Here is a 26,084-nt window from a genome sequence, read left to right as displayed (position 1 = left end):
CGGCGCAGCCGGGTAGCGAAAATTAACCCTGCGGCTGGCCGACCGGGCCTTCGCCTTCGCTGGCGCCTGGCACCGGCTGGTTACTTGGTGCGTGCGGACGACCGTCGGCACCCACGGCATCACTATGCTGCATGCAGCCTGCCAGTGAAAAAAGCGTAACCGCTACCAGACCTGCTTTCATAATCCACGACATACAATCCCCTTAATAAACTACTTTTATACGCCTGCCAATCAGCGCGTTGCGCCGTTAAGCAAAGCCGCTGAAGGGCTAACTTGCAAGCGAAACGGGAGATTTAAGACATAAGGACGGGCAGAAACAGCGCGGAGCGCGCGGGCAGGGCGCTCAGAGGCGCCCTGCTGACAGGCGGATTAACCGAGGTTGCCGCTCAGGCGATCGCGAAAATCGCTGCTGCGGTTATCCAGACCGGTAAAGGTAACTGTGGCACCGTGACGCTGATAACGGTATTCGATTGCGTCCAGCGCGGCGACGCTGGAGGCGTCCCAGATCTGAGCGTGCGTCAGATCGATAGTGACCTGGCTCGGATCGTGGCCATAATCAAAGTGCTCGAACAGGTCATTACTGCTGGCGAAAAATAGCGGACCGCGTACGGTGTAGTGAACCCGATCCCCTTCCGGGCTGAGCGTGCGCTCGGCATGAATAACATGGGCGATACGCCGGGCAAACAGCATCATGGCCAGAATCACGCCGAGCAGCACGCCAATCGCCAGGTTGCTGGTCCAGACGGTGATCGCGACAGTCACCACCATCACCAGCGTCTCTGACCACGGCATCCGTTTCAGCGTTGCGGGTTGCAGGCTGTGCCAGTTAACGGTCTTCACCGCCACCACCATCATAATGCCCGCCAGAACCACCATCGGGATCTGCGCCATGATATGGCTCAGGCCAGTCACCAGCAGCAGCAGTACCAGTGCCGCCGCTATGGTTGAAATCCGGGTACGCGCGCGGCCCAGCTCGACGTTGACAATTGTCTGCCCAATCATGGCGCAGCCGGCGATGCCGCCGTAGAAACCGGCGAGAATATTGCCAATGCCCAGCGCCCAGGATTCGCGCCGTTTTCCTGATGGCGTGTCGGTAAGATCGTCCACCAGCTTTGCCGTCAGCAGCGACTCCATCAGGCCAACAAACGCAACGGAGAGCGCGGCGGGCCAGACGATCTGCAGCGTCTGCAGGTTCAGCGGCACCAGCAGTTCGGTAAACCCGGGCAGCCCGGCGCTCATCGGACCTTCATCGCCCACGCTGGGTACGCGATAACCGAGCAGCAGAGCGACGGCGGTAACCACGACAATGGCAACCAGCGGTGAGGGAACACTTTTCAGTACGCGCGGCAGCAGCAGCACAATGGCCAGCGTGGCGGCAAACAGGCCCCAGACCAGCGCAGAGTGGCCCCAGACGTGCGGCACCTGCGCAAAGAAAATCAGTACGCCCAGCGCGTTGACAAAGCCCAGCATCACCGAACGCGGGATATAACGCATCATGCGCGAAAGGCCGGTGACGCCAAACACAATCTGAATAATGCCCGCCAGAATCACGGCAGGCAGAATATAGGCCACGCCGTGCGCATGAACCATCGGGCCAATAACCAGCGCCACTGAACCGGCCGCCGCGGTCACCATCGCCGGACGCCCGCCCAGCAGTGAGAGCGTCAGACAGAGCACGACCGAAGCGATCAGGCTGACTTTAGGATCAACGCCCGCAATAACAGAGAAAGAGATAACTTCAGGAATGAGTGCCAGCGCGGTGATCACCCCGGCCAGGCATTCGCGGGTAAGCAGGGCGGGTGAACGCAGAACGCGGGCGACCGTTAAATCGCCCGCGTCAGCACTATTGCGATCGGTTTGTGAATTCATAACGTGTGCGGACTCTTAAGTTATAAAGCGTATGCGGCAGCGAGGCAGCAGAAAAACAGGATGTTTAGCGTGCGAATGTTACCGGTCATTGGTGGCCCAGACCAGCGAAAGAGAGAGAGCAGCAGGGTAAAAAAATAACCTCTGCAGGTGGAAATCCAAAAACACCTGCAGAGGCGACGCAAAAGCATCATTCGTTACTGAATCGTCAGCCGATTCATGGCGCTAAAGTTATACAAAAAAAGGGTTTGTGTACAACTAATTTCTTAAGCATTTTGTGCGATATTAGCCGGTTAGCGGGGGTTACGGCAGGCTGTGGTCTGACATGTACAGGTTTTTATCTCAAATCGATACAACCTTTTCCCTTTTATAGCGGCGTGAATTATAATTACGCCTTCTTTTAGTTAGGTATCTAACCATTAGGTGGCTAATCTTGACCGACTACCCGCAGCCCTTTTCCCGGCTTTTACATCAGACGGCTCATGCATGGCGGCTGGCGGTCGATCGCCGGCTGAAAGAGAGCGATTTGAGTATGAGCAGCTGGATGGCGATTGCCAGCGTCGCCACCGCCAGTCAGCCGCTGACGCAGAAAGCGCTGGCGCAGCAGCTGGGTCTGGAGGACGCGAGCGTGGTGCCACTGGTGGATCGGCTTGTGAAGCAGCAGCTGCTGGCTCGTCTGCAAACGCCCGAAGATCGGCGTAAACGTCTGCTGGTGCTGACGACGCAGGGCGAGCAGGCGTTTACTCAGGTCAAAGCGCAGGCAGACGATCTGCGCAGTCAGCTGCTGGCTGATATCGATCCCGCTGCGCTGGCTGTCACGGAGACGGTGCTGCAGCAGCTGCTCGATCGTCTGGGTAGCGCCTGAGCATGGCCAGACGTAATCCCTACGCGCAGCGGGAATGGCTGCCGCATGAAAAGCCGATGCTGCCAGGCTCCCCCTCCACGCCGCTGCATTCGCCAGGCAAGCGCGTCGCGTTTGGCCTGATTGGCTTGCTGATCACGCTGACCGGCGCGCTCAGCAACGCGCTGGTCACGGCAAACCTGACCAATCTGCAGGGGACGTTTGCCGCTTACAGCAATGAGATCGCCTGGCTGCCGGCGGTTTATGTGATGGGAAACATTTCAATTAACCTGCTGCTGGTAAAATTTCGCCAGCAGTTTGGCCTGCGGCTGTTTACCGAAGCGTTTCTGGTGCTGTATGTCATCGTGGCGTTTTTTCATCTGTTCGCCAACGATCTCAGTTCCGCCATCATTGTGCGCACCGCACACGGAATGGTGGCTGCCGCGCTCAGTTCGCTGGGGATCTACTATCAGGTACAGGCGTGGCCGGCAAAACACCGGCTGAAAGCGCTGGTGATCGGTATCACGGCTTCCCAGCTGGCGATCCCGCTGGCGCGACTCTTTTCTACCGAGCTGCTGCAGCTGGAGGAGTGGCGTGGTCTCTATCTGTTTGAGCTTGGGCTGGCGCTGATTGCGCTCGGCTGCGTGCTGGTGGTCAGGCTGCCCCCGGGAGACCGCATTAAAGCGTTTGAAAAACTCGATTTTGTCACGTTTCTGCTGCTGGCACCGGGTATGGCGCTGCTGTGCGGTGTGCTGTCACTGGGACGCATCGAATGGTGGTTTACCACGCCGTGGCTGGGCGTCTGTCTGGTGCTGGCGCTGGTGCTGATTGTTTCAGCCGTTGTGGTGGAGCATAACCGGACCAATCCACTGATCAACACCCGCTGGCTGAGTAGCGGCATGATTGTCCGGCTGGGTATCGCCATGATCATGATCCGTATTGTGCTGGCTGAGCAGAACACCGGGGCGATCGGCTTTTTGCAGCAGCTGGGGCTGCTTAACGATCAGCTGCATGGCCTGGCGCTGGCCATTATTGCCGGCGTCATCTGCGGCATCATCGCCAGTGCGCTGACCATCAAGCCTGGCCAGCTTAACTGGCCAATTGTGACCTCGCTGGCGATTATGATTGTGGCTTCGCTGATGGACGCGCAGTCAAATCCGCTGACGCGCGCGCACAACCTCTATTTTAGCCAGTTCCTGCTGGGCTTCAGCAGCGCCTTTTTCCTGGCGCCAGCGATGCTGCTGGGGATCGGCAGCGTGGTGACGCAGCCGAAAAACCTGGTCAGCTTTGTGGTGCTGTTTGGTATGAGCCAGAATCTGGGCGGGCTGATTGGTTCAGCCATTCTCGGAACGTTTCAGACCTGGCGGGAGAAGTATCACTCCAGCCTGCTGGCCGACAAACTCTCGCAGCTCGATCCTAACGTGACGGAACGGCTGGATCAGTACAGCGCGCTGTTTCGCAGTCAGCTGACCGATAGCGTGCTGCTGGGCGCCCAGAGCAGCATCCAGCTGCAGACCGTCGCCACGCTGCAGGCGAACGTCCTTGCGTATAATGACACTTATCTGCTCACGGCAGCCCTGGCGATGTGCACGCTGCTATGGGTATTATGGCGGCTGTCGCGTCAGCGTTATCTTGCGTGGCGGCAGGCGAAAAATCATCATGATGAGCCGCGTCAGACAGCGCCCTCAGCGAACTAAACGGAGAAGAGATGAGTCAACAGGATGATCTGCAGGTGGCTGAGCGCGAACGTGCGCATCGCCGCCGCACGCTTTCTATCGCCGCTGGCGCGGGAATTGTGATTGTGGGTGTGCTGGTAATTCTTTATGCCTGGCAGCTCTGGCCGTTTACCAGCAGCGTACAGACCACGGAAAACGCCTATGTGCGCGGTCAGATCACCTTTATCAGTCCGCAGGTCAGCGGCTATCTGACCGGCGTTGAAGTTGTGGATCTGCAGCCGGTGAAGCAGGGCGAGCTGCTGATGACCATTGACGATCATATCTATCGTCAGCGCGTGCATCAGGCTCAGGCGCAGCTGGAGATGAAAGTGGCGGCACTGAAAAATAATCAGCAGCAGCGAAAAAGCGCTGAAGCGACCATTCTCAGCAATAAAGCCGCGCTGGAGAATGCCCGGGCACAGAGGCAGAAAAGCGGGCTCGACCTGAAACGGGTGGAAAATCTGGCGTCGGATGGGTCGCTTTCGGTGCGCGAGCGTGATGCGTCGCGTGCCGCGGATGCGCAGGCGCAGGCGCAGATGCGGCAGGCCGAAGCGCAGGTTGCCGTAGCGCAACAGAATCTGCAAACGGTGGTAGTAAACCGCGCTTCGCTGGAAGCTGACGTGGCTAACGCCCGTGCGGCGCTGGAGCTGGCGAATATCGACCTTGCTAACACCCGGATTGTGGCGCCTGATAGTGGTCAGCTGGGACAGCTCTCCGTGCGTAAAGGAACCTATGTTACCGCCGGTACGCGTCTCACTTCGGTGGTGCCGGATAAAAAGTGGGTGATTGCCAATTTTAAAGAGACGCAGCTGGCACATATTCGCCCGGGCTTACCGGTGACGTTTAGCGTTGATGCGCTTAACGGCCGGCGCTTCAGCGGCAGAGTAGAGTTTATCTCTCCTGCGGCTGGCTCAGAGTTCAGCGCCATCTCCCCCGACAATGCCACCGGAAACTTTGTGAAGATTGCGCAGCGCATTCCGGTACGGATCGGCCTTGATCCCGATGCGCAGCAGCTGCTGCGTCCGGGCATGTCAGTGGAGGTCAGCATCGATACTGCCGCAGAGCCGGCGAAGGAGACGCCGTGAAGCCGCTGCTACCTTTATCACTTGCGCTGTTGCTGCTCAGCGGCTGTGCGACCCAGGTTGAAAAAGCGCCCGCTTCGCTGCCCATCCCGGAGCAGTGGCGCGATCGGACCGGACCGCAGGCGCCGCCGGAAGCCGCATGGTGGCGCACCTTTGGCGACAGCGATCTGAATCGTCTGGTCAGTCAGGCACTGAAATATAATAGCGATATTCTTCTTGCCCGGGCGCGGGTCGATCAGTACCGGGCGCAGGTGCGCGCAGCGCAGGGCGATAACTTTCCGGCGCTCTCTGCCGGTGTGGCTGCCAGCCGTCAGCGTTCGCTCTCGGCGGCAACCGGCCAGCCTTATGAAAGCGCAGTGTTTCAGGGTTTACTGCAGGCTAATTATGAGGTCGATCTCTGGGGCAGCCGCAGTAACAGCATACGCGCGGCGGAGGCGACGCTGGAGGCGCAGCGCGCTGCGGCGGCGGCGGCTGAGCTTACCGTTGCCAGCTCAGTGGCATCGGGCTACGTTACGCTTGCCTCGCTGGATGAACAGCTGCGCGTGACGCAGGCGACGCTGGCAACGCGCGAAAACTCCCGCCAGCTTGCCCGGCGCCAGTTTGAAACCGGCTATACGTCGCGACTGGAGTGGATGCAGGCGGAGTCAGAGTACCAGACGGCCAGCGCGCAAATTCCGCAGCTGCAGCATCAGATCGCGCAGCAGGAGAACGCATTAAGCGTCCTAGCGGGCATGAACCCGCGTGAAATCGCACGCAGCCATCGCTTTGACAACATCCGGCCGCACGCTCTGCCCGCGCTGCTGCCGTCGCAGCTGCTGAACCGGCGTCCCGACATTGTTCAGGCGCAGCGTGAGCTGCTGGCGGCAGATGCTTCTCTGGCGTCCGCACGCGCCAGACTGCTGCCTTCACTTAACCTCACCGCCAGCGGCACGCTGCAGAGCAGCGAGCTGCACACGCTACTGGATAATCCGTTTCGTCTCTGGAGTCTGGGGGGCAGTATCCTGGCACCGCTGCTTAATCGCGAAGCGCTGACGGCACAGGTTGACGTGCAGATGGCTACGCGCAATCAGGCGCTCTACAGCTATGAAAAAACGGTGCGTAACGCTTTCTCAGAAACAGAGGATGCGCTGGATGCGATCCGCCGTAATCAGGAGCAGCTGGCGGAACTGCAAAAGCAGGAGCAGTTTGTAGCGGAAGCGTACCGGATTGCCCGCAATCGCTATCAGAATGGTTATGCTTCGTATCTTGATGAGCTTGATGCACAGCGTACGCTGTTCAGCACGCAGCTTAATATTGTCTCGGTGAAAAATAATCTGCTGCAGGCGCAAATCGATCTCTATCGGGCACTGGGTGGCGGCTGGCACGCCGCCTGAAGCGGGATCCTGGCGGTAGCAGGAAAGTGATAAAGTCACGCGCGGTATCTGTTTCGCACAGAAATAGTCGTGAAATATTTATCACTTTCCATTACACTCAGCGCGCAATTTTGCCCTGATTCTGCTTACGCTATTGAGTTTTCATGAGTTTGCCGGCCCCACCTGACGATAACGACGAGTCTCACCGTCAACCGCTTGATGATGCGCACTTCGCTATCGTGGTTCTTGCGGTCACTTCGGTAACGCTTATAATCTTTGTCCTGATGCTCACTCTGTGGATGAGCTAACGCCTGCAACGCAGTATCAACGCCTGCAAGGAGAGCTAAATGGACGCTCGCGACGATAAACTGATCGCTATCATCGCCTTACTCTGTGCCTGTCTGATTGGCGTGATTTTTCTTGTTACCATGACCTGGCTTACCGATGTGCGCCGTCCTGCCGATACGCTGCAGGACGCCAGAAGCTGTGCGCCCGCTTCCCGTCACGCTCAGCGCTCCTGACGCTGCCATTTGATCTGCTGACCGCGCAGCTCCAGGGCCAGTCCCTCATGCAGAGTACGATTACCGTTAGGATCGCCCAGCCCGAACAGGGCGCCGGGAGAGCGGCGATCGTCCGCCCAGGCGGGATACTCCACCACCGGATAGAGTGAAATTCCCTCCAGCGCAACGCCCTGAGCCAGCGCCAGCCGCGCTTCCGCACTGACGTGCCGCAGCCATGGCGCGCGCGCATCGCCTTCAGCCCCCGTTTCCGCCAGCAGCAGCGGACGCTGATAGCGCTGCCAGCACGCCAGCAGCAGCTGGTGCAGGGGCTGACGCTGCGGATGATCGGGTGGCAGGGTATCGCCTGACCAGAACCAGTGGTTGTCGGGATAGTAGTTCAGGCCCAGAATATCGAGAAAGTCCGCCTGTCCGCCGAGTCCCGGTTCAGCGCGCCCGGCCAGCCAGTCCCACGCTTCAAACTGCATCTCATGCTGCCGGGCAGCATGCCCGGCACTCTCTGGCTTATCCGGGTCCGCAGCGATCTGCACCAGCGGATCGGTCAGCACAAAGCGAGCTTCAGGATAGACATCGCGGATCGCATGCATCGCGGCCAGCGAGGCGCGCACCAGCTGGCGCTTCAGATCGCGTCCGCGTTCGCTGGCGTAAGGATCGAGCCATGAGACATCCGCCCCGGCCCAGGCCCAGAATGAGATTTGATTAATCGGGGTAAAAAACGGCTGCTCCACGCCCTCATCGCGCATCAGCTGTGCCATAGCGCGTGCATAGCGGGCAAAGTGCTCAACGAACGCCGGTTTCCAGATATCGAGGTGCGCCGGATAGCCAAAATGCGCCAGCTCCCAGATAATCTGCATATTGTGGCGTGCGGCCGCATGGATCATCGGCAGAAAGGAGCGCCAGTCGTAGTGGTCAGGCGTCGCTTCAATCAGATGCCAGCGCGCACCGTCGCGCGCCGTGAGCAAACCTTCCCGCACCAGCGCGGCGTAATCTTTATCCAGCAGCATATCGTGTCCGCTACTGACAACCATATCCAGACGGCGGCCGCCGCTGCGACAGGCGGTAGAGCAGGGAAAGCTGCCCTGAAAAAAACTGCGAAAAAGCCGGGGTTGATAATGAGGCAGTAACGCGGTCATATTTCACTCCTCAGGGTAATCGCCCGATGCAGAACCACGGGCTAAGTCTAGACTAAATTAGCAGCCGGCTCTGCCGGTCAGGCGTGCAGGTTGCCTGCCACAGCGACAATGCCAATAATAAGCGTGATTACGTATTCAGGGATCCAGTATGAGCGAAGCAGCAGCGCTGCCCGGCCAGTTAGCCGCGGGCGATGAATTACGGCAAAGCGTGGCGCAGCAGTGCGCGCAGCATCCCGGCCTGAGTGGCATCCATCCGCTTAACGACGGGCTTGACGCGTTTGCTGCGCGTTACCTGCTGATGAGCATGGCGCGGCACACTATCGATGTACAGTACTACATCTGGCATAACGACATGTCCGGACGCCTGCTGTTCAGCGCGCTGCTGGACGCTGCCGGGCGCGGTATCAGGGTGCGCTTACTGCTGGATGATAACAATACGCCGGGGCTGGATAACACGCTGGCGGAGCTGGAGCGTCATCCGAACATTTCGGTCAGGCTGTTTAACCCCTTTTCATTCCGCACGCTGCGCGCGCTGGGCTACCTGACTGACTTCGCGCGCCTCAATCGCCGGATGCATAATAAAAGTCTGACGGTAGATGGCGCCGCAACGCTGGTGGGGGGGCGCAACGTCGGGGATGAATATTTTGGTACCGGCAATGAGCCCCTGTTTACCGATCTCGACGTGCTGGCCATCGGGCCGGTTGTCGATGAGGTTACCGCAGATTTCGAGCGCTACTGGCATAGCCAGGCGGTATCGCCGCTGCGCAGCGTAGTGGACGTGCGCAGCGATGAGGGCGAAGCGGTGCGCCTGCCGCCGGAGTGGCAGCAGAGCGAGGCGGTGCAGCGTTATCTGGCGCGTCTTAACCACTCCGATTTTGTCAGCCAGCTGGAGCAGGGCGCGCTGGCGATGACCTGGGCTGAGGCGCGCCTGCTGAGCGACGATCCGCGCAAAGGGCTGGGCAAAGCCAGACGCAGCAGCCTGCTGCCGCAGCGGATGCTGGAGGTCATCGGCACGCCACAGCAGCAGTTCGATATTATCTCAGCCTATTTTGTCCCGACCCGCGCCGGGGTGGCGCAGCTATTGTCACTGCGCCGGCGCGGCGTGCGTATCGCCGTGCTGACCAACTCACTGGCGGCCAATGATGTCACCGTGGTGCATGCCGGGTATGCGCGCTGGCGAAAAAAGTTGCTGCGCCACGGTATTGCGCTATATGAGCTGAAACCTCAGGCACACGCCGGCGAACCTCCGCACGATCGCGGGTTAACGGGTAACTCTGGTTCCAGCCTGCATGCAAAAACGTTTACCGTTGATAATCGCAAAGTCTTTGTGGGTTCATTTAATTTTGACCCCCGCTCTGCGGTGCTGAACACTGAAATGGGACTGGTCATTGAGAGTGAAGCCCTGGCGCGCCAGACGCATGATCGCTTCAGTCGCGGTATGCAACATCGGGCCTGGACGCTGCGGCTGGACAAGTGGGGCCGGGTGAACTGGATAGAACAGGATGAGCAGGGCGCAGAAGTGGTACATAAACATGAACCGCAGTCAACGCTGCTGCAGCGCCTGCTGGTGCGGCTGGTGTGGCGCCTGCCGGTAGAGTGGCTGCTGTAGCGGCGCGCTGAAACGCGCCGCCGGTGCAGCCTCACCCTTTCTGCGCCGCCTTTTTGCCGGAAAACAGAAAGCGCAGCAGCGGGATACGCAGGTGGATCTCATAAAGCGCAAACGCTGCGGCAAATACCGTTATCAGCCCAACAAAGAAACCCAGCGTGTTATTGCTGATGTGCGGCGTCACATATATCCCATACAGGATAGTGAGCGGATGATGGACGAGATAGATAAACAGCGAGGCGTTCACCAGATAAACGATACGCGGAGAGTGGCTGTTCAGCAGGCGGTGCCCGACGCTATAGCAGACGTTCAGCATGCACACGCCCATCAGCGTTGAGAGCAGCATATCGGTCTCATAGAGCCAGCCGTCGCCGTTGCCATAGCGCTGATTCAGGTAGTAGGCGATAAAGACCGGCACGGTGCCAAAGCAGATCAGCGGGTTGAACCGCACAAACAGCGCTTTCAGCGGCGGATGTTTCCAGCTCAGCGCGCCCAGCATAAAGAACGGCAGATACGTCAGCGTCTGCATGACCGCAATGGTAAAGAGTCCATCCATCATGATGCCCGGCGTCAGCAGCAGCAGCGTGCGACGCAGCAGGCACCATAGTAGCGCGTAGCCCAGCAGGGCCAGCGTTACGCTACCCCAGCCTGTCTGCTGATAGTTACGCCTGCTTTGCTGGTTGTGCAGCCAGCGAAATGTCAGCATACCCAGCGCCGTCAGGATCACCAGGACCAGCAGAAACCAGAGGTGCGAGATCAGATCCCACGCCAGAGCATTGTATTTGTCATACGCTGAAAAGCGATCCCAGCCATCAAGCTTGTGAGTGAGATATTTCAGCAGAAAGAACTGCGGCAGCGTAATCAGCGGGATAGCGGCGAGCAGCGGAATACCCACGCGCTCCAGCCTGACTTTCAGCCAGCGTGCCGGCTGGTAGCGCAGATAGAGCATGTAGGAAAAATAGCCGGAGATAACAAAAAACACCTGCATGCGAAATGCATGGATGAAATCGTTAAAAATGGTCAGCCACAGCGTGGCATCCTGGCTGTTTACGGACCAGCGCTGTGTCGAGTAGATCAGCGAGACGTGAAACGGCACCCCCAGCAGCATCAGATAAGCTCGAATCGAGTCGAGAAAATATTCGCGTTCAGGTTTTACAGCGCTCATAAGCTTCCGGTTCATCCTATACAGGCTGGTTTCACCCTGAAACCAGATCGTGCAGCAGAACATTCTGTTGCCGGTTAACAGCCTATACTATCAGTTGATTCTGTTTCTTAAACCGCCGGGTTTAATATTCCGAAAAGTGCTCTGGAGGCTTGGCGCTGCGCGGAACAATGTTTTACATAAGCTGTCGGAAAACCGAATAATCCATTAAGATGAGTGGGTTTGATCTGAGCACACGAAAGGGGGGGATGTGCTAAATAAAGTGAAAAATAATAGCGGGCTGGTGAAGATGCGCTGGACCAGCGCAGCAGTACTGCTGGCGCTGTACGCAAATAATAGCTGGGCGTTTAACATTGATGATGTGGCAAAACAGGCTAAGGCACTGGCAGGAAAAGGTTTCGAAGCGCCAAAAAGTAATTTACCCTCTCAATTTCGTGAAATGAAATTTGCGGATTATCAGCAGATCCAGTTTAACCACGACAAAGCATACTGGGGCAAGCTGCGCACGCCGTTTAAGCTCGAGTTTTACCATCAGGGGATGTACTTCGACACGCCGGTAAAGATTAATGAAGTCACCGCCTCATCGGTGCGTGAAATTAAATACGATCCGGCTTATTTCAATTTCGGCAACGTCAAACATGACGCTGATGCGGTAAAAAATCTCGGTTTTGCCGGATTCAAAGTGCTCTATCCGCTGAATAACAAAGGCAAGCAGGATGAGATCAGCAGCTTCCTTGGTGCCAGCTACTTCCGCGTAATCGGGGAAGACCAGGTCTATGGTCTTTCCGCGCGCGGTCTGGCAATTGACACCGCGCTGCCCTCTGGTGAAGAGTTCCCGCGCTTCAAAGAGTTCTGGATCGAGCGCCCGAAACCTCAGGCGAAGCAGCTGGTTATTTACGCGCTGCTTGATTCACCTCGCGCTGCGGGAGCCTACCGCTTTGTGCTGAAGCCAGGTAAAGCCTCGGTGGTGGATGTGCAGTCTAAAGTCTATCTGCGTGATAACGTGGGTAAACTGGGCGTGGCACCGCTGACCAGTATGTTCCTGTTTGGTGCTAATCAGCCTTCGCCGGTCAGCAACTTCCGTCAGGAGCTGCACGACTCCAACGGCCTCTCGATTCACGCCGGTAACGGTGAATGGATCTGGCGCCCGCTGAACAATCCACGCCATCTGGCGGTCAGCACCTTTACGATTGAAAACCCGAAAGGTTTTGGCCTGCTGCAGCGCGGACGCGACTTCAGCCACTATCAGGATCTGGACGATCGCTATGATAAGCGTCCAAGCGCCTGGGTTGAGCCGCAGGGTGACTGGGGTAAAGGGCGCGTTGAGCTGGTTGAGATCCCGACTGCGGATGAGACCAATGACAACATTGTCGCCTTCTGGACGCCGGAAAAACTGCCTGACGCGGGCAAAGAGATGAATTTCAACTATCGTCTGCACTTCACCCGCGATGAGAATCAGCTGCATCAGGATGATGTTGCCTGGGTCAAAGATACTCTGCGTTCTGCGGGTGATGTGAAACAGTCTAATCTGGTCCGCCAGCCTGACGGTTCTGTCGCCTTTACCCTCGACTTCACCGGTAAAGCGATGAGCATGCTGCCGGAGGATACGCAGGTAGCACCGCAGGTCAGCGTTGGCGATAACGCTGAAGTGGTTGAGCAGAGCGTACGCTACAATCCGGTGACCAAAGGCTGGCGTCTGGTGCTGCGTCTGCGCGTGAAAGACAGCAAGCAATCAACCGAAATGCGCGCCGCGCTGGTAAGCGGTGACAAGACATTGACGGAAACCTGGAGCTATCAGTTACCTGCCAATGAATAAATCGACTTTTTTACCTCAATCTTACGTGGAGGCGCTGCCGCTTGATGCGGCAGGTCGCGCGCGGCTCAGCACATCGCTGCAAAATGCGCCCGCCTTCCACGCCATCCATACGGTGCTGGGGCAGGATAACGCAGCCAGCGATCGGCCTGACGATGCGCCGCTGAAATCCGTCTCATCACGTATAGCGATGACGTGGCCGGATGCGATAGCGGATGGCCAGCAGTTCAGTAAAGATTATCTCGATCGCACGACGTTAAAAGCGATGCCGCCGGTTAAACGCTCGCTGATGTTCCCGGAAGCCTGGCGTACCAATCCGCTGGCGCGTGCCTGGAACTCGCTGCGCGGGCAGAAAGTGCATCCGCGTTATGCAACGGCAGAGGAGCAGCGCGCGGAGGATAAGTGGCGTCATGTCGGTTCAATGCGCCGCTATACGCTGCTGATTCTGACCATCGCGCAGACCGTGGTCGCGACCTGGTATATGAAAACCATTCTGCCTTATCAGGGCTGGACGCTGCTCGATCCTGTCGGGCTGTTTCAGCAGAACTGGATCGAGTCGGTAAAGCTGATCCTGCCTTATATTCTGCAGACCGGCATTCTGTTCCTGTTCGCCATTCTGTTCTGCTGGGTATCGGCGGGCTTCTGGACGGCGCTGATGGGTTTCCTGCAGCTGCTGATTGGGCGCGATAAATACAGTATCTCTTACTCAACCACGGGTGATGAGCCGCTGAATCCGGAGCACCGCACCGCGCTGATCATGCCCATCTGTAACGAAGATGTGGAGCGTGTTTTTGCCGGACTGCGCGCCACCTGGGAGTCGGTAAAGCGCACCGGAAATGGTGAGCATTTTGATGTCTATATTCTCAGCGACAGCTACGATGCGGATATCGCGATTGCCGAGCAAAAAGCGTGGATGGAGCTGGTACGCGACGTGGGCGGAGCGGGCAAGATTTTTTACCGTCGCCGCCGTCGCCGCGTGAAGCGTAAAAGCGGTAACATCGATGACTTCTGTCGCCGCTGGGGCAGCAACTACAGCTACATGGTGGTGCTGGATGCTGACAGCGTGATGAGCGGTGAGTGCCTGACCGGTCTGGTACGCATGATGGAAGCGAACCCGAATGCCGGGATTATCCAGTCTTCGCCAAAAGCCTCCGGTATGGATACGCTTTATGCGCGCTGCCAGCAGTTTGCCACCCGCGTTTACGGGCCGCTGTTTACCGCAGGGCTGCACTTCTGGCAGCTGGGCGAGTCGCACTACTGGGGACACAACGCCATTATTCGCGTACAGCCCTTTATTGAGCACTGTGCGCTGGCGCCGCTGCCGGGTGAAGGCTCATTTGCCGGTTCAATTCTGTCGCACGACTTTGTTGAAGCTGCGCTGATGCGCCGCGCCGGCTGGGGAGTCTGGATCGCTTACGATCTGCCAGGTTCTTATGAAGAGCTGCCGCCTAACCTGCTGGATGAGCTGAAGCGCGACCGTCGCTGGTGTCACGGTAACCTGATGAACTTCCGCCTGTTCCTGGTAAAAGGGATGCATCCGGTGCACCGTGCCGTCTTCCTGACCGGCGTTATGTCCTATCTCTCGGCGCCGCTCTGGTTTATGTTCCTTGCGCTTTCCACGGCGTTGCAGGTGGTCCATACCCTGATGGAGCCGACCTACTTCCTGCAGCCGCGTCAGCTCTTCCCGGTCTGGCCGCAGTGGCGTCCCGATCTGGCTATTGCGCTCTTTTCCACCACGCTGGTGCTGCTGTTCCTGCCGAAGCTGCTGAGCGTGGTGCTGATTTGGTGCAAAGGGGCTAAGGCTTATGGCGGCGCGCTGCGTCTGTTCATCTCGCTGATGCTGGAGATGCTGTTCTCGGTGCTGCTGGCGCCGGTGCGCATGCTGTTCCACACCGTGTTTGTGGTCAGCGCCTTCCTCGGCTGGGAGGTGGTCTGGAATTCACCGCAGCGTGATGATGATGCCACTCCATGGAGCGAAGCGTTCCGCCGTCACGGTTCGCAGATGCTGCTTGGCATCGTCTGGGCCGTGGGCATGGGCGTGCTGGACCTCAACTTCCTGTGGTGGCTGGCACCAATTGTCTTCTCGCTGATCCTGTCGCCGTTTGTGTCGGTGGTGTCGAGCCGCGCGACCGTGGGTCTGAAAAGCCGGCGGGCGAAACTGTTCCTGATCCCGGAAGAGTATGAGCCGCCAAAAGAGCTGGTTGATACAGATCACTATCTGCAGATCAACCGCGAGCGGGCGCTGAAGCATGGCTTTATGCATGCGCTGTTTAACCCGGCGTTCAATGCGCTGGCAACCGCACTGGCTACGTCGCGTCATAAACAGAGCACGCTGCTGGATCACGCCCGTGACCGGCATGTCGATCAGGCGCTGAGCGATGCACCGGAAAAACTGAATCGCGAACAGCGTCTGCAGCTGATCAGCGATCCTGTGGTTCTGGCGCGCGTGCATACCCGGCTGTGGGAAAACGCGGATAAGTATCATCAGTGGCTGGAGAGCTATCAGAAGCTGACGCTGAATCCGCAGGCACTGCCACCGCGTGCCTGAGCAGCAGTAAAACAGTAAAAGCGGCAGCGATGCCGCTTTTTTATTGCCGCTGCTAAAGCCGGGCAGGGCAGGTATAGTAGCAGGTCAATCAGTGAGGATAAGCGATGTGAAAAGCGTTCTGGCGGTCATACTGGCAGGCAGTGTGCTGATGCTGAGCGGGTGCGGCAGCATTATCAGCCGTACCGTGCCCGGACAGGGGCACGGTAACCACTATTATCCCGGCGTACGGTGGGATGTGCGCGACGGCCCGTGGCGCATCGTCACCATCCTCGATCTGCCGCTGTCGCTGATAGTGGACACGCTGCTGCTGCCGGTTGACGCGCAGCATGGGCCTTATGAGTGAGATTACGCCAGATTATCTGAATCCGTGTTGTCATCTTCCCACTCTTCAGCAGCCACTTCACCCTCCTCAAGATCGCGCTGTGGCGCCAGCTGAAATTCGCCATCATCCCATTCGTGCAGGGTATTTTCAGACTGCCACTCCTGACGCATCTCAATTTCGTCGAAATCGCCGTCAAATACCGCCTGCGCCGCCTCACCGCTAAGCAGCGGCAGGCAATCACCCTGTTCATCTTCACTGGCAAAGAACTCCGCCTGCCACATGATGTCGCCATCCTGCATGACATATTTTTGCAGGCCAAACTGGCTGACGTTGACATCCTCTTCGGATACGCCCTGCTGGCTGGTCATAAACTCTTCACGTGCGGCTTCAATTGCTTCTTCTAAGGTGCTGAACAGATCCATTGATGACTCCTTGACTGTAAAAAGGGGATTTTACAGAAGGATAGACGAAAATTTGCAGAACGCAGGCGGGCAGGCGAGCAGTACGGGCGGGTGAGGAAAAAATCACCCGCCCATACGCATCAGAGCATTTTTTGCGGAAAGTGCAGAACCGGACGGACAGTTTCGCGCATTACCGGTGCAGAGTAGCGAATACAGCATTTGATACACGGCTTTACTTTTTTGAAGTTAATACGCGCGGTAGCCAGCGCCTGATTCAGGTTATAGAGGGTGCCAATAAACACCATATCTTCTTTAAGCGGCATCCGTTTGCACTCTTTACGATGCAGCAGGTGATAGCCTTCCTGATCGGTACCGATCGTAACGTAATAATAATGACCTTTGTTCATATTATTTTGTCCTGCATGAGATTTGCTGTGTGTAATCTTTTTTATTTTTCTGAGAACAGTTAATTGGTTAACTGTTGCAACTGAAATTAACCGGAATCAGCAGAGTGAACCAGTGTAATAAAGTAATTAAAAAAATTTTTAAAATGACAATATGGAATAAGCAGCCTGTTTTATCGACAACGCATTGTAAAATAAGTCAATTTTTCTGCATTGATAAGTAAGTCAAACGATTTTGAAAAAAATAAATAGGATTAGGCCTGGAATTATAGATGATCAGGACCAGATTGCACTCTTTTAATTGATAAGTGTGGCCCAGAAAGCCGGTGTCAGACGGCTGATTGCCTGCTGCAGAGCGCCTGTGCAGGCAAATCCGGTAACATAACCTGTTACCGGAGCTAATGATTTTCAGACGAAACCAGAAATAATGCTGGATCTGATGGACATATCAGGTGCGGTTCAGGCTATCAGATATCGCTGATAGCCTGAACGCTGTGCTGCATCAGTAGCGCGACGGCTGGCCTTCCGGACGGGTTTTAAAGCGGCGGTGCAGCCACATATATTGCTCAGGCGCGAGTAACACCGTCTCTTCAACAACGCGGTTCATCACCGTTGCCGTATCAAGCTCACTCTCCAGTGAGAACTGATGGCGAATATCCGGCATCAGTTTCAGCTCGTAGCCGCGTCCGTCCGGCAGACGACGTGCCAGGAAAGGCACCACGCTGGGATTAGCCAGCCGAATCAGCATATGGGTTCCGGTTGTGGTGGCTGCTTCCTTAACGGCAAAGAAAGGGGCAAACACGCTGCTGCGCGGGCCGTAGTCGTGATCCGGCGCGTACCAGATGATGTCATTACTCTTCAGTGCCCGGATCATGCCTTTGAGATCTTTGCGATCCAGCATACTTTTATTTGAGCGCATCCGGCCCCAGGTCTGCAGCCAGTCGAGCAGTCTGTTATCGTTCGGGCGATACACACCAATACCCGGGTTGTACATGCCGAAAACGCGAGCGCCCAGCTCAAGCGTCAGAAAATGCATACCGATCAGCAGAATTCCGCGCTTTTCTGCCAGCGCCTGACTCACATTCTCCAGTCCTTCCGGCTTAACCCATTTACGGATACGCCAGTCGGGCCAGAACCAGGCCATGCCGGTTTCAATCAGTCCCATTCCGACTGATTCAAAGTTGTGTTTAACCATCGCCTCGCGGTCGCTGACGGGCATATCAGGAAAGCAGAGCTCCAGATTGCGTCGCGCAACCTCTGTGCGGCGCTTCATAAAACGCATGGCAATACGCCCCAGGCCGCAACCAAATGCATACAGAAGCGGGTAGGGAAGTAAAACCAGCACGTATAAAAATCCAATGCCCAGCCAGGTGAGCCAGTAGCGCGGATGAAGCAGTTCACGGGTAAATTGCGGAAGTTGGGTCATGGAAGAATCAGTATCCTGCGTTCTGTACCAGAGAGTCCGGTTTCTGTTATTTAACGCAATTATGCCATTTTTTGTCGTTAACTGTAATCACACCGCGTTCACAACACCCGTCAGGCTGGTGTTTGCCGCATTAACAGACGAACAGCGCAGAAAATCGGCACGCGTATATCACCACCAATTCGGTTCGGGGGCTAGGCACAGCTGTGAATTCAGGTATCATGTGCGCCCTGAAATTCTCTCATTGCTAACAGGTGTTCACCATGCCAGTGTTACATAACCTCGTTTCCAATAAAGAGCTGAAAGATCGCATGCTGGCGGAAACAGAGCCGCGTACGACAGTCTCTTTTTATAAATATTTCCAGATTGCCGATCCCAAAGCGTTCCGCGATCGCCTCTATATTGCGCTGACGCAGCTTAGCGTATTTGGTCGTGTCTATGTGGCCCGGGAAGGGATTAACGCGCAGATCAGCGTGCCGGCCGGGAAATATGAAGCGATGAAAGCGATGCTGTACGCTTTTGATCCGGCGCTGAATAATCTGCGCATGAATATTGCGCTGGACGATGACGGTAAATCATTCTGGGTGCTGCGCCTGAAAGTGCGCGACCGTATTGTTGCCGATGGCATCGACGATGGCAGTTTTGACGCCAGCGATGTGGGCAGCTACCTGAAGGCAGCAGACGTTAATGCGATGCTGGACGATCCTGATGCCGTATTTGTCGACATGCGTAACCACTATGAGTTTGAAGTGGGCCATTTTGATAATGCGCTGGAAGTGCCTGCGGATACCTTCCGCGATCAGCTGCCCATGGCAGTCGATATGCTGCAGGATAAGAAAGATAAAAAAATTGTGATGTACTGCACCGGCGGTATTCGCTGCGAAAAAGCGAGCGCCTGGATGAAGCATAACGGCTTTGATGATGTTTATCACATTGAAGGCGGCATTATTGAATATACGCGCCGCGCGCGCGAGCAGGGATTACCGGTGCGTTTCAAAGGCAAAAATTTTGTCTTTGATGAGCGTATGGGCGAGCGTATTTCTGATGATATTCTCTCCAGCTGCCATCAGTGCGGTACGCCATGCGACAGCCATACTAACTGTGTTAATGACGGTTGCCATCTGCTGTTTATTCAGTGTCCCGCCTGCGCTGAAAAATATCAGAACTGCTGCAGCCCAATCTGCATGGAAGAGGCAAAACTGTCGCCTGAAGAGCAGCGCGCACGTCGTGCCGGACGCGAAAACGGCAATAAGGTGTTTAACAAATCGCGTGGTCTGCTGAATATGACGATGACCATTCCCGCGCCCGATAAGTCATAATGACGGGTGCCGCCTGAGGAAGTGATCTCAGGCGGCTTGCCGCTTACTGACGTACTCCCTCTACAGAGATAATCAGCTCAGCCTTTTGAGAGGCAGGGCCCAGATCCTTGCTGATATTAAACTCTTTCAGAACGACCTCGCCGCTGGCTTCAAAACCTGCCCGGTAACCGCCCCACGGATCTTTACCTTCACCCATCAGGCGCGCATCCAGCGTAATGGGTTTTGTTACGCCGTTCAGCGTCAGATTGCCGGTGACTTTATAACGCTCTCCCTCTTTTTTAACCTCTGTTGAGGTAAACGTTGCCTGAGGATATTTGCTGGTATTAAGGAAATCTGCGCTGCGCAGGTGTTTGTCGCGCTCAGCATGATTGGTATCCAGACTTCCGGTATTAATGGTGACATTCACTTTATCGGCTGCCGGATTAGCATCGTCAAAGGTGAATCCGCCGTCAAAATCTTTGAATGTGCCATATAACCAGCTATAGCCGAGGTGCTGAATACGAAACTGTACAAATGCGTGCTGCCCCTCTTTATCAATTTTATACTCTGCGGCGCTGGCATTAAGGCTGGTGGCAAACAGCGCGGCGGCACTGACGGCCAGAAGCGTTTTTCTGATCATGATACATCCTTTTGAGAGAGTGAACGTGAGCGTAAACCGAGCATGCGCCTGAGCGTCGCGTCCCGATCGATAATATGATGTTTAACCGCCCCCAGCGCATGCAGCGCTGAAAGCAGAACCAGGCTCCAGGCCAGCCACAAATGCAGCGTGCCTGCCAGGTCCGCCTGCTGTGGTCCGCCAGCAACGACTACCGGCAGGTTAAACCAGCCAAATACAGAGACCGGTTTACCGTCAGCGGTAGAAATCAGATAGCCGCTAACGAGCAGCAGGAGGAAAAGCAGATAAAGCAGGGCATGCACACCCCGGGCGGTACGGCGCACCGTGGCAGAATAGCTGGCGAGCGGGGCGGGTACAGGGGAGTGCCAGCGCCAGAGCAGGCGCAGCAACAGCAGAATAAACAGTATTGTCCCGACGCTTTTATGAATGTCCGGTGCAGTATGATACCAGCTGTCATAATAGCCCAGGCCTGTCATCCATAATCCCAGGGCAAACATCGCATAGAGGGCAACCGCCATGCTCCAGTGGATAATAATTGAGAGCAGGCCGAATCGATCTGCAGTGTTGCGCCACATAGCCTTTATTCCTGTCCATGAAATAAGTGCTGCAAGCATCCTTAATTCATTAACTAAAAGCAATGAGCCTTACTTTTCTATAAAAAAGCGGATCGTTGTCAAAATTTTAAAATAGCGGCGCGCTACTGCTTCAGTAATATTGACTGAAAGCAGGGCATTTTAAGGTAATAAATATAATTACTACACAGGATGAGGCATTATTGAGTGTCGGGCGTAAACAAATGTAAATGGGAGGGCTGGCAGCTGCGGTGCTGCCAGCCTGAGTATCAGGAAAATCGCCGTAAAGAAAAGGGCGTAAGATCGAAACTGAAAGGTTTATCCTGAGCAAATTCGCTGGCAAGCTCGCCCAGAACGCTGGCAAATTTAAAACCGTGACCGCTAAGGCCGGTAATGATTAAGCGGTTGGCTTCATCCGGCAGGGTATCGATAATAAAATCTTCATCAGGGGTATTGTCATAGCTGCACGCCTCGCCGTGTAAACAGACGCCGACGCCGGGCAGGAACTGCCGCAAAAAGCGAAACGCTTCGCTGCCATCTGAGGCCACAGCACCAAAAGGTTTGCGATCCTGCGGGGTCTGCATGACCTGACCACCATCGTGCCGGCCCACTTTAAGGGCGTTATTATCTGCCGGAAACCCGTAAAAGTGACTGCCGTCTGGCGTCTCTACGGTAAAACCGGGAAAGTGATTGTTTTCACTGTAGCGGCCGTCAGCCTGATACCAGGCAAACACTTTACGCACTGGCGTAACCGGCAGATCGGCTATTAGCTCGCTGACCCAGGTACCGGCGCTGACCAGCAGCTTGCGCGCACGATAGATCCCATCCAGCGTGGTGACCTGCTGCAGCTCGCCGTCGCGACCGATATCGCTGACCGGGCAATTAAACAGCTGTGCACAGCCAGCCTGTTCAGCCAGTTTTATCCAGCTGCGCACCGCCTCTTCACATTTCAGATAGCCCGACTTCGGCTCAAAGACGCCGATGTAGCCATCCGGCACGGTAAACTGCGGCCAGCGCTGTCGCACCTCATCCGCCTGCAGTAGCTGGACATCCAGCTGCCAGGTTTTCGCACTGTGAATAACGTTCTCAATGAATGGCGAATGAGCGGGTGCCAGGTTGAGAATGCCGCTGCGATGCATGATACGCTCGCCGCTCTGCTGCTCCAGCGCATCCCACAGTGACTGGGCGCGCAGTACCAGCGGCACATAACGCTCTCCTTCACCATAGGCGTGGCGAATCAGGCGGGTCTCGCCGTGATGTGTTCCCTGCTGATGCGGGGGATGCGCGCTGTCGATCATTAGCACCGATAAGCCAGCCTGCGTAGCGTAGAAACCCGCAGCGGCCCCGACTGACCCACTGCCCACGATAATCAGATCGTAAACCATGACATGAACACTCCTGCAAAACGGCGAAATTTTTCAACAGCATACCAAAAGCGGGAGCGATATGAAAAAGGCACCCGATGGGTGCCTTTTTCGCGCAACAGGAACGATCAGTGCTTGCGACTATCGCGCAGGTTTTGCTCAGTAGATTCTATTTTAGCAATGCCAGCTTCCAGTATAGAGATAAACTGTCTGGCAACGTCAGTGGTTAACCAGTAGGTCAAACCGACGTCAGCTTCTTCTTCTTTTTGATCCTGCGAGGAGAGCGAGTGCAGGCGTATCATCATGGCGTCATAGCTGTCAACGGTGCTGATGTCCCATCCAATCAGGGGATGAGTCTGGATGACGTCTTTATTACTGTCCATTATAACCTCCTTATTACTCGTTAAACGAAGTGCTTCTTGAGGTTCAATGCGGCTGCTACATGCACTAGCGAGCTAATTATAACATGAAATAGCGGTCAGACAGGTCAATAGTGATGAAATGCGGCTATATGACTGCGAAATGCACCAGAAAATGCTGTAAAAGCGCCGGAAGATGACGGGCTGGTTTCCTGCTACAGACGTAACCAGCCCGGCAACATTACCTGTTTTATCGGCGAAAGCGACAGAAACTTCAGCGGAACATGCCGGACTCAGTCGCGGAATATCAGGGCTGCGCTTCAGCAGAGAGCGGATCTGTGCGCTGCCGGAGCGTCTTCGCCAGGCGGAAAAATTGCTGCTGCAGCGAGGCATCGTGCTGCTGGTTCTGCGCTTCCTGCGTCAGGTTATGGGCAAGCAGCTGGACTGCGGGCGCATCGAGCGAAAGCGTCAGACTGGTAAAGGCAGTTTCAAGGACGGTTAAACGGCGCTGCTGCTCGGCAATGAGCGCCAGCAGTTCACCAAAGGTCATCGCCTCTTCGGGTTTATCTGTGATCATCTGTCAAACACCTCCTGTAAGCATGGCGAGGCAAGAATAGGGGATCGATAAACCTGAGTCTAGATGGCGGCTGTTTTTCTGGCGAGGGGAAATGAAACAAAAAAAGCCGGGGCGAAACCCGGCAAAAACGGCACATTGGCGGTTAATCGTGAGTAAACCAGTCGTCGGCGCTTTCCCAGGTTTCCTGCAGGAGATCGGTAATGCGGTCGCGTGAAGTTTTACAGCCGCCGGTCACGCTCAGCTGATTCCCGGTGGCATAGCGCACATTAACGTGGTGCTCGCCTTCAGGAAAATCGTGTGCAATACGACGGGAAAGCTCCGCGCTAAGCGCATCGAGTGCACCTGCGGGCAGCGGGCGGTTTTTCGCTACGGTAATATCGATACGCATAGACGCCTCCGGTTTAATATACTGGTTATTTGTACAGTATATTAATGCCGAAGGCAAGCAGTTATCGCTTATTCTTTAATGCGCCAGTTCAGCGTTTCGCCGGCAAGAAATGGCACCAGCGTATCGTCGCCTGCGGTGACGCTTTCAGCCACCTGCCAGGGGTCGCGGACCAGCGTCAGCGTTCCCTCGTTAAGCGGCAGGCCGTAAAAATTCGGACCGTTTTCTGAGCAGAACGCTTCAAAGTGCTGCAGGGCGTTAAGCTCTTCAAACACGGTAAGGTAGGCAGGCAGAGAGGTCGGCGCGTTGAAGACGCCCGCACAGCCGCAGCTTGCTTCTTTGGCATGACGCAGGTGGGGCGCAGTATCGGTGCCAAGGAAAACGCGCGGATGGCCGCTGGCTACCAGCTGACGCAGCGCCTGCTGATGTGTGTTGCGCTTCAGAACAGGCAGGCAATAAAGATGAGGACGGATCCCGCCCACCAGCATATGGTTACGGTTAAACATCAGATGCTGCGGCGTGATGGTTGCGCCCAGCAGCGCGTTGCCCTCAGCCACATAGTCAGCGGCCTCTTTTGTGGTGATGTGCTCCATGACTACTTTCAGGCCGGGAAACTGCTGGCGCAGCGGATGCAGTACGGTCTCAATAAAGCGCGCTTCGCGATCAAAAATATCAATGTGGGAATCAGTGACTTCACCATGCACCAGCATCGGCATACCAATCTGCTGCATGCGATCCAGCACCGCAGCAATCGCCGAGGTGTTTGTTACGCCGTGGCTTGAGTTAGTGGTAGCGTGTGCCGGATAGAGCTTGGCAGCGGTGAATACGCCCGCGCGAAACCCCGCTTCAATCTCATCGGGTTCGAGTGAATCGGTCAGATAGCAGGTCATCAGCGGCGTAAAATTGTGCGCAGCGGGCAGGGCGGCAAGAATGCGCGCGCGATACTCACGGGCCGCCGCCACGCTGGTGACCGGCGGCACCAGATTTGGCATGACAATCGCCCGGCCATTCACGGCGCTGGTATAGGGCAGTACGCTTTCAAGCATCACGCCGTCGCGCAGGTGGATATGCCAGTCATCAGGGCGGCGAATGGTGATGTGCTGAGGTTGAGAGGTCATGGTCAGGCTCCGGCTTAAGTGAAAACAGAATGGCGCATTCAGGCCGGGGCGATATCTTAAGCGGGCAGGCAACCGTTTGCACGGCTTTTTATCGCCGGAAAGCGATGACCCGTGCGGCCAGATAAACGCTGGCCGCACGGGACGGTATCAGTCGGTGAAAGGGATCACCAGCTGACCCGGTTTGACTTCCAGTCCTTTCGCCAGCTTTTTCGCCAGCGCTTCGCCTTTACTGCGGTCAGCGCTCAGCAGGTAGGCGGGCCGTTCATTGAAATAGTGCTGCAGGGACTGATTGAGATAGGGGGTCAGCGTTTTCACAATCGACGCCATTTTTTCCGGTACGACCTGCGCATCAACAATCGACAGGTTGTGCAGATAGATAGCGCCTTCCTGCGCGTTATAAACCGGCTGTGCCTTCATTTTCAGCAGCATCTCAGCCTGCTGCGGACCAAACAGTGAGGTGACATCAATTTTCGCTTTACCGGAGAGGGTGACGCGGTCAGGTTCTTCACGTCCGATTTCACTGCTGAGATCGCTGAGTACGATATGCGCATTGATAAGGCCGGATACGCCGATCTCTTTTTCAAAATTGTTGCGCTTTTGCAGCGCCTGGTTCACTTCCTGTTCCGTGATGGTGTATTGCGTCAACTGATTACAGCCGCTGAGCAGCAGCATGCCGAACAGCGCCGCGATCCCATAAAATTTCTTTTTCATTGCATCCTCGTTCCGGTGTGGCAAACAGCGCTAAGCCTGCCTGAATCGGCGCAAGGTGTCATCAGATAAGATGAGAAACCCGCGAACGGGTTCCTCCCGGTTTAACATTCAGGCGGCGATAGAAGAGAGCAGATTAACCTGCGTCTGTTTCGCCATGTTATCGCGGTAATCGGTGACGCGGCTTGGCCAGTCGATGCCGGACACCAGCGTCAGTGAGCGCAGCAGCGGGAAGAGGTTGATATCATCCTCGGACAGCTCGCCGTTAACGGCGTTAGGCTTCACAATCAGCCGATCCAGCTGGCGCAGATCGTCACTGATCTTCTTGATCAGGCCAGGCGCATGTTTACGCAGCTCGGTGAAATCACCGAGGCTCGCCTCTTTTTTATCGTGAAAATAGCGTCGCGCTTCCGGGGTGGCAAATTCAGCAAAAGCAGCATCGGCGATACGCGGGATTAAAAGCTTATTGATATAGCCGTTGACGTGGCGCAGCCAGTCGGCGATAGCGGGATTGGTTCTGCCGGTCAGCAGCGGTTCGCCATCCTGTTTGTCTACCCAATGCACAATATCCATGCTCTCCGGCATGGCGCTGCCGTCCGCTTTTTGCAATACCGGCGCCATTTTCTGGCCGATTAATTTTACCGGCGTCGCCTCGTCATCATTGAGCATAACCACCAGTTCTACCGGCAGATTCTTTAAGCCAAAAATCATGCGCGCTTTGACGCAGAAGGGGCAGTGATCGTAGATGTAAAGTTTCATCCCGTTTCTCCTGTGGTTTTCCGGGTGAGGGATTCACCCTTTTTCCGATCCTGCCGGAAGTATGGAAGAGAACCGTGGAAGGGGCAAACCCTGCCCCTGTTCAGCAACGTTGTGTCGCAGC

At 56.0% G+C, this 26,084-nt stretch carries 26 protein-coding genes; 10 read left to right on the top strand and 16 right to left on the bottom strand.

The window, feature by feature from the left end:
• Nucleotides 1-22 precede the first annotated feature (22 nt).
• Together FS690_RS18345 and FS690_RS04925 are read right to left on the bottom strand one after the other, a co-directional pair.
• Nucleotides 23-193 (bottom strand): hypothetical protein, encoded by a 171-nt coding sequence (locus tag FS690_RS18345; RefSeq protein ID WP_039383726.1) that lies wholly within the window; start codon nt 191-193, stop codon nt 23-25.
• A 176-nt stretch (nt 194-369) separates the two neighbouring features.
• Nucleotides 370-1,869 (bottom strand): SulP family inorganic anion transporter, encoded by a 1,500-nt coding sequence (locus tag FS690_RS04925; RefSeq protein ID WP_039383728.1) that lies wholly within the window; start codon nt 1,867-1,869, stop codon nt 370-372.
• Between the two features lie 430 nt (nt 1,870-2,299).
• On the opposite strand from FS690_RS04925, the gene FS690_RS04920 reads away from it, so the two are divergent.
• The 5 genes from FS690_RS04920 (at nt 2,300) to FS690_RS18340 (ending at nt 7,377) form a co-directional block, all read left to right on the top strand.
• Nucleotides 2,300-2,731, top strand: a complete 432-nt coding sequence (locus FS690_RS04920) for a MarR family winged helix-turn-helix transcriptional regulator (protein ID WP_039383731.1) — start codon at nt 2,300-2,302, stop codon at nt 2,729-2,731.
• Between the two features lie 2 nt (nt 2,732-2,733).
• Nucleotides 2,734-4,404, top strand: a complete 1,671-nt coding sequence (locus FS690_RS04915; RefSeq protein WP_104084761.1) for an MFS transporter — start codon at nt 2,734-2,736, stop codon at nt 4,402-4,404.
• A gap of 11 nt (nt 4,405-4,415) precedes the next feature.
• A complete protein-coding gene (locus tag FS690_RS04910; RefSeq protein WP_145339148.1) occupies nt 4,416-5,507 on the top strand; it encodes an HlyD family secretion protein in 1,092 nt (363 codons plus the stop codon).
• Nucleotides 5,504-6,877 carry an efflux transporter outer membrane subunit gene (locus FS690_RS04905; RefSeq protein ID WP_039383739.1) on the top strand — a complete coding sequence of 458 codons (1,374 nt, stop codon included), beginning with the start codon at nt 5,504-5,506 and terminating at the stop codon, nt 6,875-6,877. Before FS690_RS04910 ends, FS690_RS04905 begins: the two co-directional genes overlap by 4 nt.
• Before the next feature lie 326 nt (nt 6,878-7,203).
• A complete protein-coding gene (locus FS690_RS18340; RefSeq protein ID WP_158086437.1) occupies nt 7,204-7,377 on the top strand; it encodes a hypothetical protein in 174 nt (57 codons plus the stop codon).
• Here the strand turns inward: FS690_RS18340 and FS690_RS04900 are convergent.
• Nucleotides 7,365-8,507, bottom strand: a complete 1,143-nt coding sequence (locus FS690_RS04900) for a beta-glucosidase (protein ID WP_104084763.1) — start codon at nt 8,505-8,507, stop codon at nt 7,365-7,367. The two genes, FS690_RS18340 and FS690_RS04900, sit on opposite strands and share 13 nt — an antisense overlap.
• A gap of 148 nt (nt 8,508-8,655) precedes the next feature.
• On the opposite strand from FS690_RS04900, the gene FS690_RS04895 reads away from it, so the two are divergent.
• Nucleotides 8,656-10,116 (top strand): phosphatidylserine/phosphatidylglycerophosphate/cardiolipin synthase family protein, encoded by a 1,461-nt coding sequence (locus FS690_RS04895; protein ID WP_039383744.1) that lies wholly within the window; start codon nt 8,656-8,658, stop codon nt 10,114-10,116.
• Between the two features lie 31 nt (nt 10,117-10,147).
• On the opposite strand, the gene mdoC is transcribed toward FS690_RS04895, so the two are convergent.
• The gene (gene mdoC / locus FS690_RS04890; protein WP_108569412.1) at nt 10,148-11,278 is read right to left on the bottom strand and encodes a glucans biosynthesis protein MdoC; all 1,131 of its coding nucleotides are present in this window, start codon (nt 11,276-11,278) and stop codon (nt 10,148-10,150) included.
• A 277-nt stretch (nt 11,279-11,555) separates the two neighbouring features.
• Here mdoC and FS690_RS04885 point away from each other — a divergent pair, with 277 nt between their 5' ends.
• The 3 genes from FS690_RS04885 (at nt 11,556) to FS690_RS04875 (ending at nt 15,979) form a co-directional block, all read left to right on the top strand.
• Nucleotides 11,556-13,091 carry a glucan biosynthesis protein G gene (locus FS690_RS04885; RefSeq protein ID WP_186368979.1) on the top strand — a complete coding sequence of 512 codons (1,536 nt, stop codon included), beginning with the start codon at nt 11,556-11,558 and terminating at the stop codon, nt 13,089-13,091.
• Nucleotides 13,084-15,636, top strand: coding sequence for a glucans biosynthesis glucosyltransferase MdoH (gene mdoH / locus FS690_RS04880; protein WP_145339147.1), 2,553 nt, complete (start codon nt 13,084-13,086; stop codon nt 15,634-15,636). Before FS690_RS04885 ends, mdoH begins: the two co-directional genes overlap by 8 nt.
• A 106-nt stretch (nt 15,637-15,742) precedes the next feature.
• Nucleotides 15,743-15,979 (top strand): YceK/YidQ family lipoprotein, encoded by a 237-nt coding sequence (locus FS690_RS04875; protein WP_145339146.1) that lies wholly within the window; start codon nt 15,743-15,745, stop codon nt 15,977-15,979.
• A 2-nt stretch (nt 15,980-15,981) separates the two neighbouring features.
• On the opposite strand, the gene FS690_RS04870 is transcribed toward FS690_RS04875, so the two are convergent.
• From FS690_RS04870 to FS690_RS04860, 3 genes are all read right to left on the bottom strand, one after another.
• Entirely contained in the window at nt 15,982-16,380 is a 399-nt protein-coding gene (locus FS690_RS04870; RefSeq protein ID WP_071668723.1) for a MysB family protein, read from the bottom strand.
• A gap of 119 nt (nt 16,381-16,499) precedes the next feature.
• Nucleotides 16,500-16,766: a hypothetical protein gene (locus tag FS690_RS04865; RefSeq protein WP_065649626.1), complete on the bottom strand. Its 267-nt coding sequence runs from the start codon at nt 16,764-16,766 to the stop codon at nt 16,500-16,502.
• Between the two features lie 499 nt (nt 16,767-17,265).
• Nucleotides 17,266-18,189, bottom strand: a complete 924-nt coding sequence (locus FS690_RS04860; RefSeq protein WP_145339145.1) for a Kdo(2)-lipid IV(A) acyltransferase — start codon at nt 18,187-18,189, stop codon at nt 17,266-17,268.
• A gap of 260 nt (nt 18,190-18,449) precedes the next feature.
• Here FS690_RS04860 and FS690_RS04855 point away from each other — a divergent pair, with 260 nt between their 5' ends.
• Nucleotides 18,450-19,505 (top strand): rhodanese-related sulfurtransferase, encoded by a 1,056-nt coding sequence (locus FS690_RS04855; protein WP_039383757.1) that lies wholly within the window; start codon nt 18,450-18,452, stop codon nt 19,503-19,505.
• Between the two features lie 43 nt (nt 19,506-19,548).
• Here the strand turns inward: FS690_RS04855 and FS690_RS04850 are convergent, their stop codons facing one another.
• The 9 genes from FS690_RS04850 to grxB all read right to left on the bottom strand — a co-directional run bounded on the left by FS690_RS04850 (nt 19,549) and on the right by grxB (nt 25,963).
• A complete protein-coding gene (locus FS690_RS04850; protein ID WP_039383760.1) occupies nt 19,549-20,124 on the bottom strand; it encodes a YceI family protein in 576 nt (191 codons plus the stop codon).
• Nucleotides 20,121-20,696, bottom strand: a complete 576-nt coding sequence (locus FS690_RS04845) for a cytochrome b (RefSeq protein ID WP_071668724.1) — start codon at nt 20,694-20,696, stop codon at nt 20,121-20,123. Before FS690_RS04845 ends, FS690_RS04850 begins: the two co-directional genes overlap by 4 nt.
• Nucleotides 20,697-20,962: 266 nt before the next feature.
• Nucleotides 20,963-22,078: an N-methyl-L-tryptophan oxidase gene (gene solA, locus FS690_RS04840; protein ID WP_145339144.1), complete on the bottom strand. Its 1,116-nt coding sequence runs from the start codon at nt 22,076-22,078 to the stop codon at nt 20,963-20,965.
• A gap of 107 nt (nt 22,079-22,185) precedes the next feature.
• Entirely contained in the window at nt 22,186-22,440 is a 255-nt protein-coding gene (gene bssS / locus FS690_RS04835; RefSeq protein ID WP_039383762.1) for a biofilm formation regulator BssS, read from the bottom strand.
• A 283-nt stretch (nt 22,441-22,723) separates the two neighbouring features.
• Nucleotides 22,724-22,993, bottom strand: a complete 270-nt coding sequence (locus FS690_RS04830) for a hypothetical protein (protein WP_094111367.1) — start codon at nt 22,991-22,993, stop codon at nt 22,724-22,726.
• A gap of 142 nt (nt 22,994-23,135) precedes the next feature.
• Entirely contained in the window at nt 23,136-23,381 is a 246-nt protein-coding gene (gene dinI, locus FS690_RS04825; protein WP_039383767.1) for a DNA damage-inducible protein I, read from the bottom strand.
• 68 nt (nt 23,382-23,449) lie between these two features.
• A complete protein-coding gene (gene pyrC / locus FS690_RS04820; protein ID WP_145339143.1) occupies nt 23,450-24,496 on the bottom strand; it encodes a dihydroorotase in 1,047 nt (348 codons plus the stop codon).
• A 147-nt stretch (nt 24,497-24,643) separates the two neighbouring features.
• Nucleotides 24,644-25,207, bottom strand: coding sequence for a lipoprotein (locus FS690_RS04815; protein WP_039383772.1), 564 nt, complete (start codon nt 25,205-25,207; stop codon nt 24,644-24,646).
• A gap of 108 nt (nt 25,208-25,315) precedes the next feature.
• A complete protein-coding gene (gene grxB, locus FS690_RS04810) occupies nt 25,316-25,963 on the bottom strand; it encodes a glutaredoxin 2 (RefSeq protein ID WP_039383774.1) in 648 nt (215 codons plus the stop codon).
• Between the last annotated feature and the right edge of the window lie 121 nt (nt 25,964-26,084).

It is taken from the genome of Pantoea sp. PSNIH1, assembly GCF_007680655.1.
Taxonomy (GTDB): Bacteria; Pseudomonadota; Gammaproteobacteria; order Enterobacterales; family Enterobacteriaceae; genus Pantoea; species Pantoea eucrina.
Note: the sequence above shows the minus strand (reverse complement) of the source record. Positions and strands in the feature narration are given on the sequence as shown.

What these genes read in the sequence shown, in the direction of transcription:
- FS690_RS04865 (WP_065649626.1), bottom strand. Translation starts at nt 16,766, where the DNA reads ATGAACAAAGGTCATTATTATTACGTTACGATCGGTACCGATCAGGAA.
- grxB (WP_039383774.1), bottom strand. Translation starts at nt 25,963, where the DNA reads ATGAAACTTTACATCTACGATCACTGCCCCTTCTGCGTCAAAGCGCGC.
- FS690_RS04910 (WP_145339148.1), top strand. Translation starts at nt 4,416, where the DNA reads ATGAGTCAACAGGATGATCTGCAGGTGGCTGAGCGCGAACGTGCGCAT.
- FS690_RS04855 (WP_039383757.1), top strand. Translation starts at nt 18,450, where the DNA reads ATGCCAGTGTTACATAACCTCGTTTCCAATAAAGAGCTGAAAGATCGC.
- FS690_RS04845 (WP_071668724.1), bottom strand. Translation starts at nt 20,696, where the DNA reads ATGTGGCGCAACACTGCAGATCGATTCGGCCTGCTCTCAATTATTATC.
- FS690_RS04860 (WP_145339145.1), bottom strand. Translation starts at nt 18,189, where the DNA reads ATGACCCAACTTCCGCAATTTACCCGTGAACTGCTTCATCCGCGCTAC.
- FS690_RS04925 (WP_039383728.1), bottom strand. Translation starts at nt 1,869, where the DNA reads ATGAATTCACAAACCGATCGCAATAGTGCTGACGCGGGCGATTTAACG.
- FS690_RS18345 (WP_039383726.1), bottom strand. Translation starts at nt 193, where the DNA reads ATGTCGTGGATTATGAAAGCAGGTCTGGTAGCGGTTACGCTTTTTTCA.
- FS690_RS04900 (WP_104084763.1), bottom strand. Translation starts at nt 8,507, where the DNA reads ATGACCGCGTTACTGCCTCATTATCAACCCCGGCTTTTTCGCAGTTTT.
- mdoH (WP_145339147.1), top strand. Translation starts at nt 13,084, where the DNA reads ATGAATAAATCGACTTTTTTACCTCAATCTTACGTGGAGGCGCTGCCG.
- dinI (WP_039383767.1), bottom strand. Translation starts at nt 23,381, where the DNA reads ATGCGTATCGATATTACCGTAGCGAAAAACCGCCCGCTGCCCGCAGGT.
- FS690_RS18340 (WP_158086437.1), top strand. Translation starts at nt 7,204, where the DNA reads ATGGACGCTCGCGACGATAAACTGATCGCTATCATCGCCTTACTCTGT.
- solA (WP_145339144.1), bottom strand. Translation starts at nt 22,078, where the DNA reads ATGGTTTACGATCTGATTATCGTGGGCAGTGGGTCAGTCGGGGCCGCT.
- FS690_RS04830 (WP_094111367.1), bottom strand. Translation starts at nt 22,993, where the DNA reads ATGATCACAGATAAACCCGAAGAGGCGATGACCTTTGGTGAACTGCTG.
- FS690_RS04850 (WP_039383760.1), bottom strand. Translation starts at nt 20,124, where the DNA reads ATGATCAGAAAAACGCTTCTGGCCGTCAGTGCCGCCGCGCTGTTTGCC.
- pyrC (WP_145339143.1), bottom strand. Translation starts at nt 24,496, where the DNA reads ATGACCTCTCAACCTCAGCACATCACCATTCGCCGCCCTGATGACTGG.
- bssS (WP_039383762.1), bottom strand. Translation starts at nt 22,440, where the DNA reads ATGGACAGTAATAAAGACGTCATCCAGACTCATCCCCTGATTGGATGG.
- FS690_RS04915 (WP_104084761.1), top strand. Translation starts at nt 2,734, where the DNA reads ATGGCCAGACGTAATCCCTACGCGCAGCGGGAATGGCTGCCGCATGAA.
- FS690_RS04815 (WP_039383772.1), bottom strand. Translation starts at nt 25,207, where the DNA reads ATGAAAAAGAAATTTTATGGGATCGCGGCGCTGTTCGGCATGCTGCTG.
- mdoC (WP_108569412.1), bottom strand. Translation starts at nt 11,278, where the DNA reads ATGAGCGCTGTAAAACCTGAACGCGAATATTTTCTCGACTCGATTCGA.
- FS690_RS04870 (WP_071668723.1), bottom strand. Translation starts at nt 16,380, where the DNA reads ATGGATCTGTTCAGCACCTTAGAAGAAGCAATTGAAGCCGCACGTGAA.
- FS690_RS04895 (WP_039383744.1), top strand. Translation starts at nt 8,656, where the DNA reads ATGAGCGAAGCAGCAGCGCTGCCCGGCCAGTTAGCCGCGGGCGATGAA.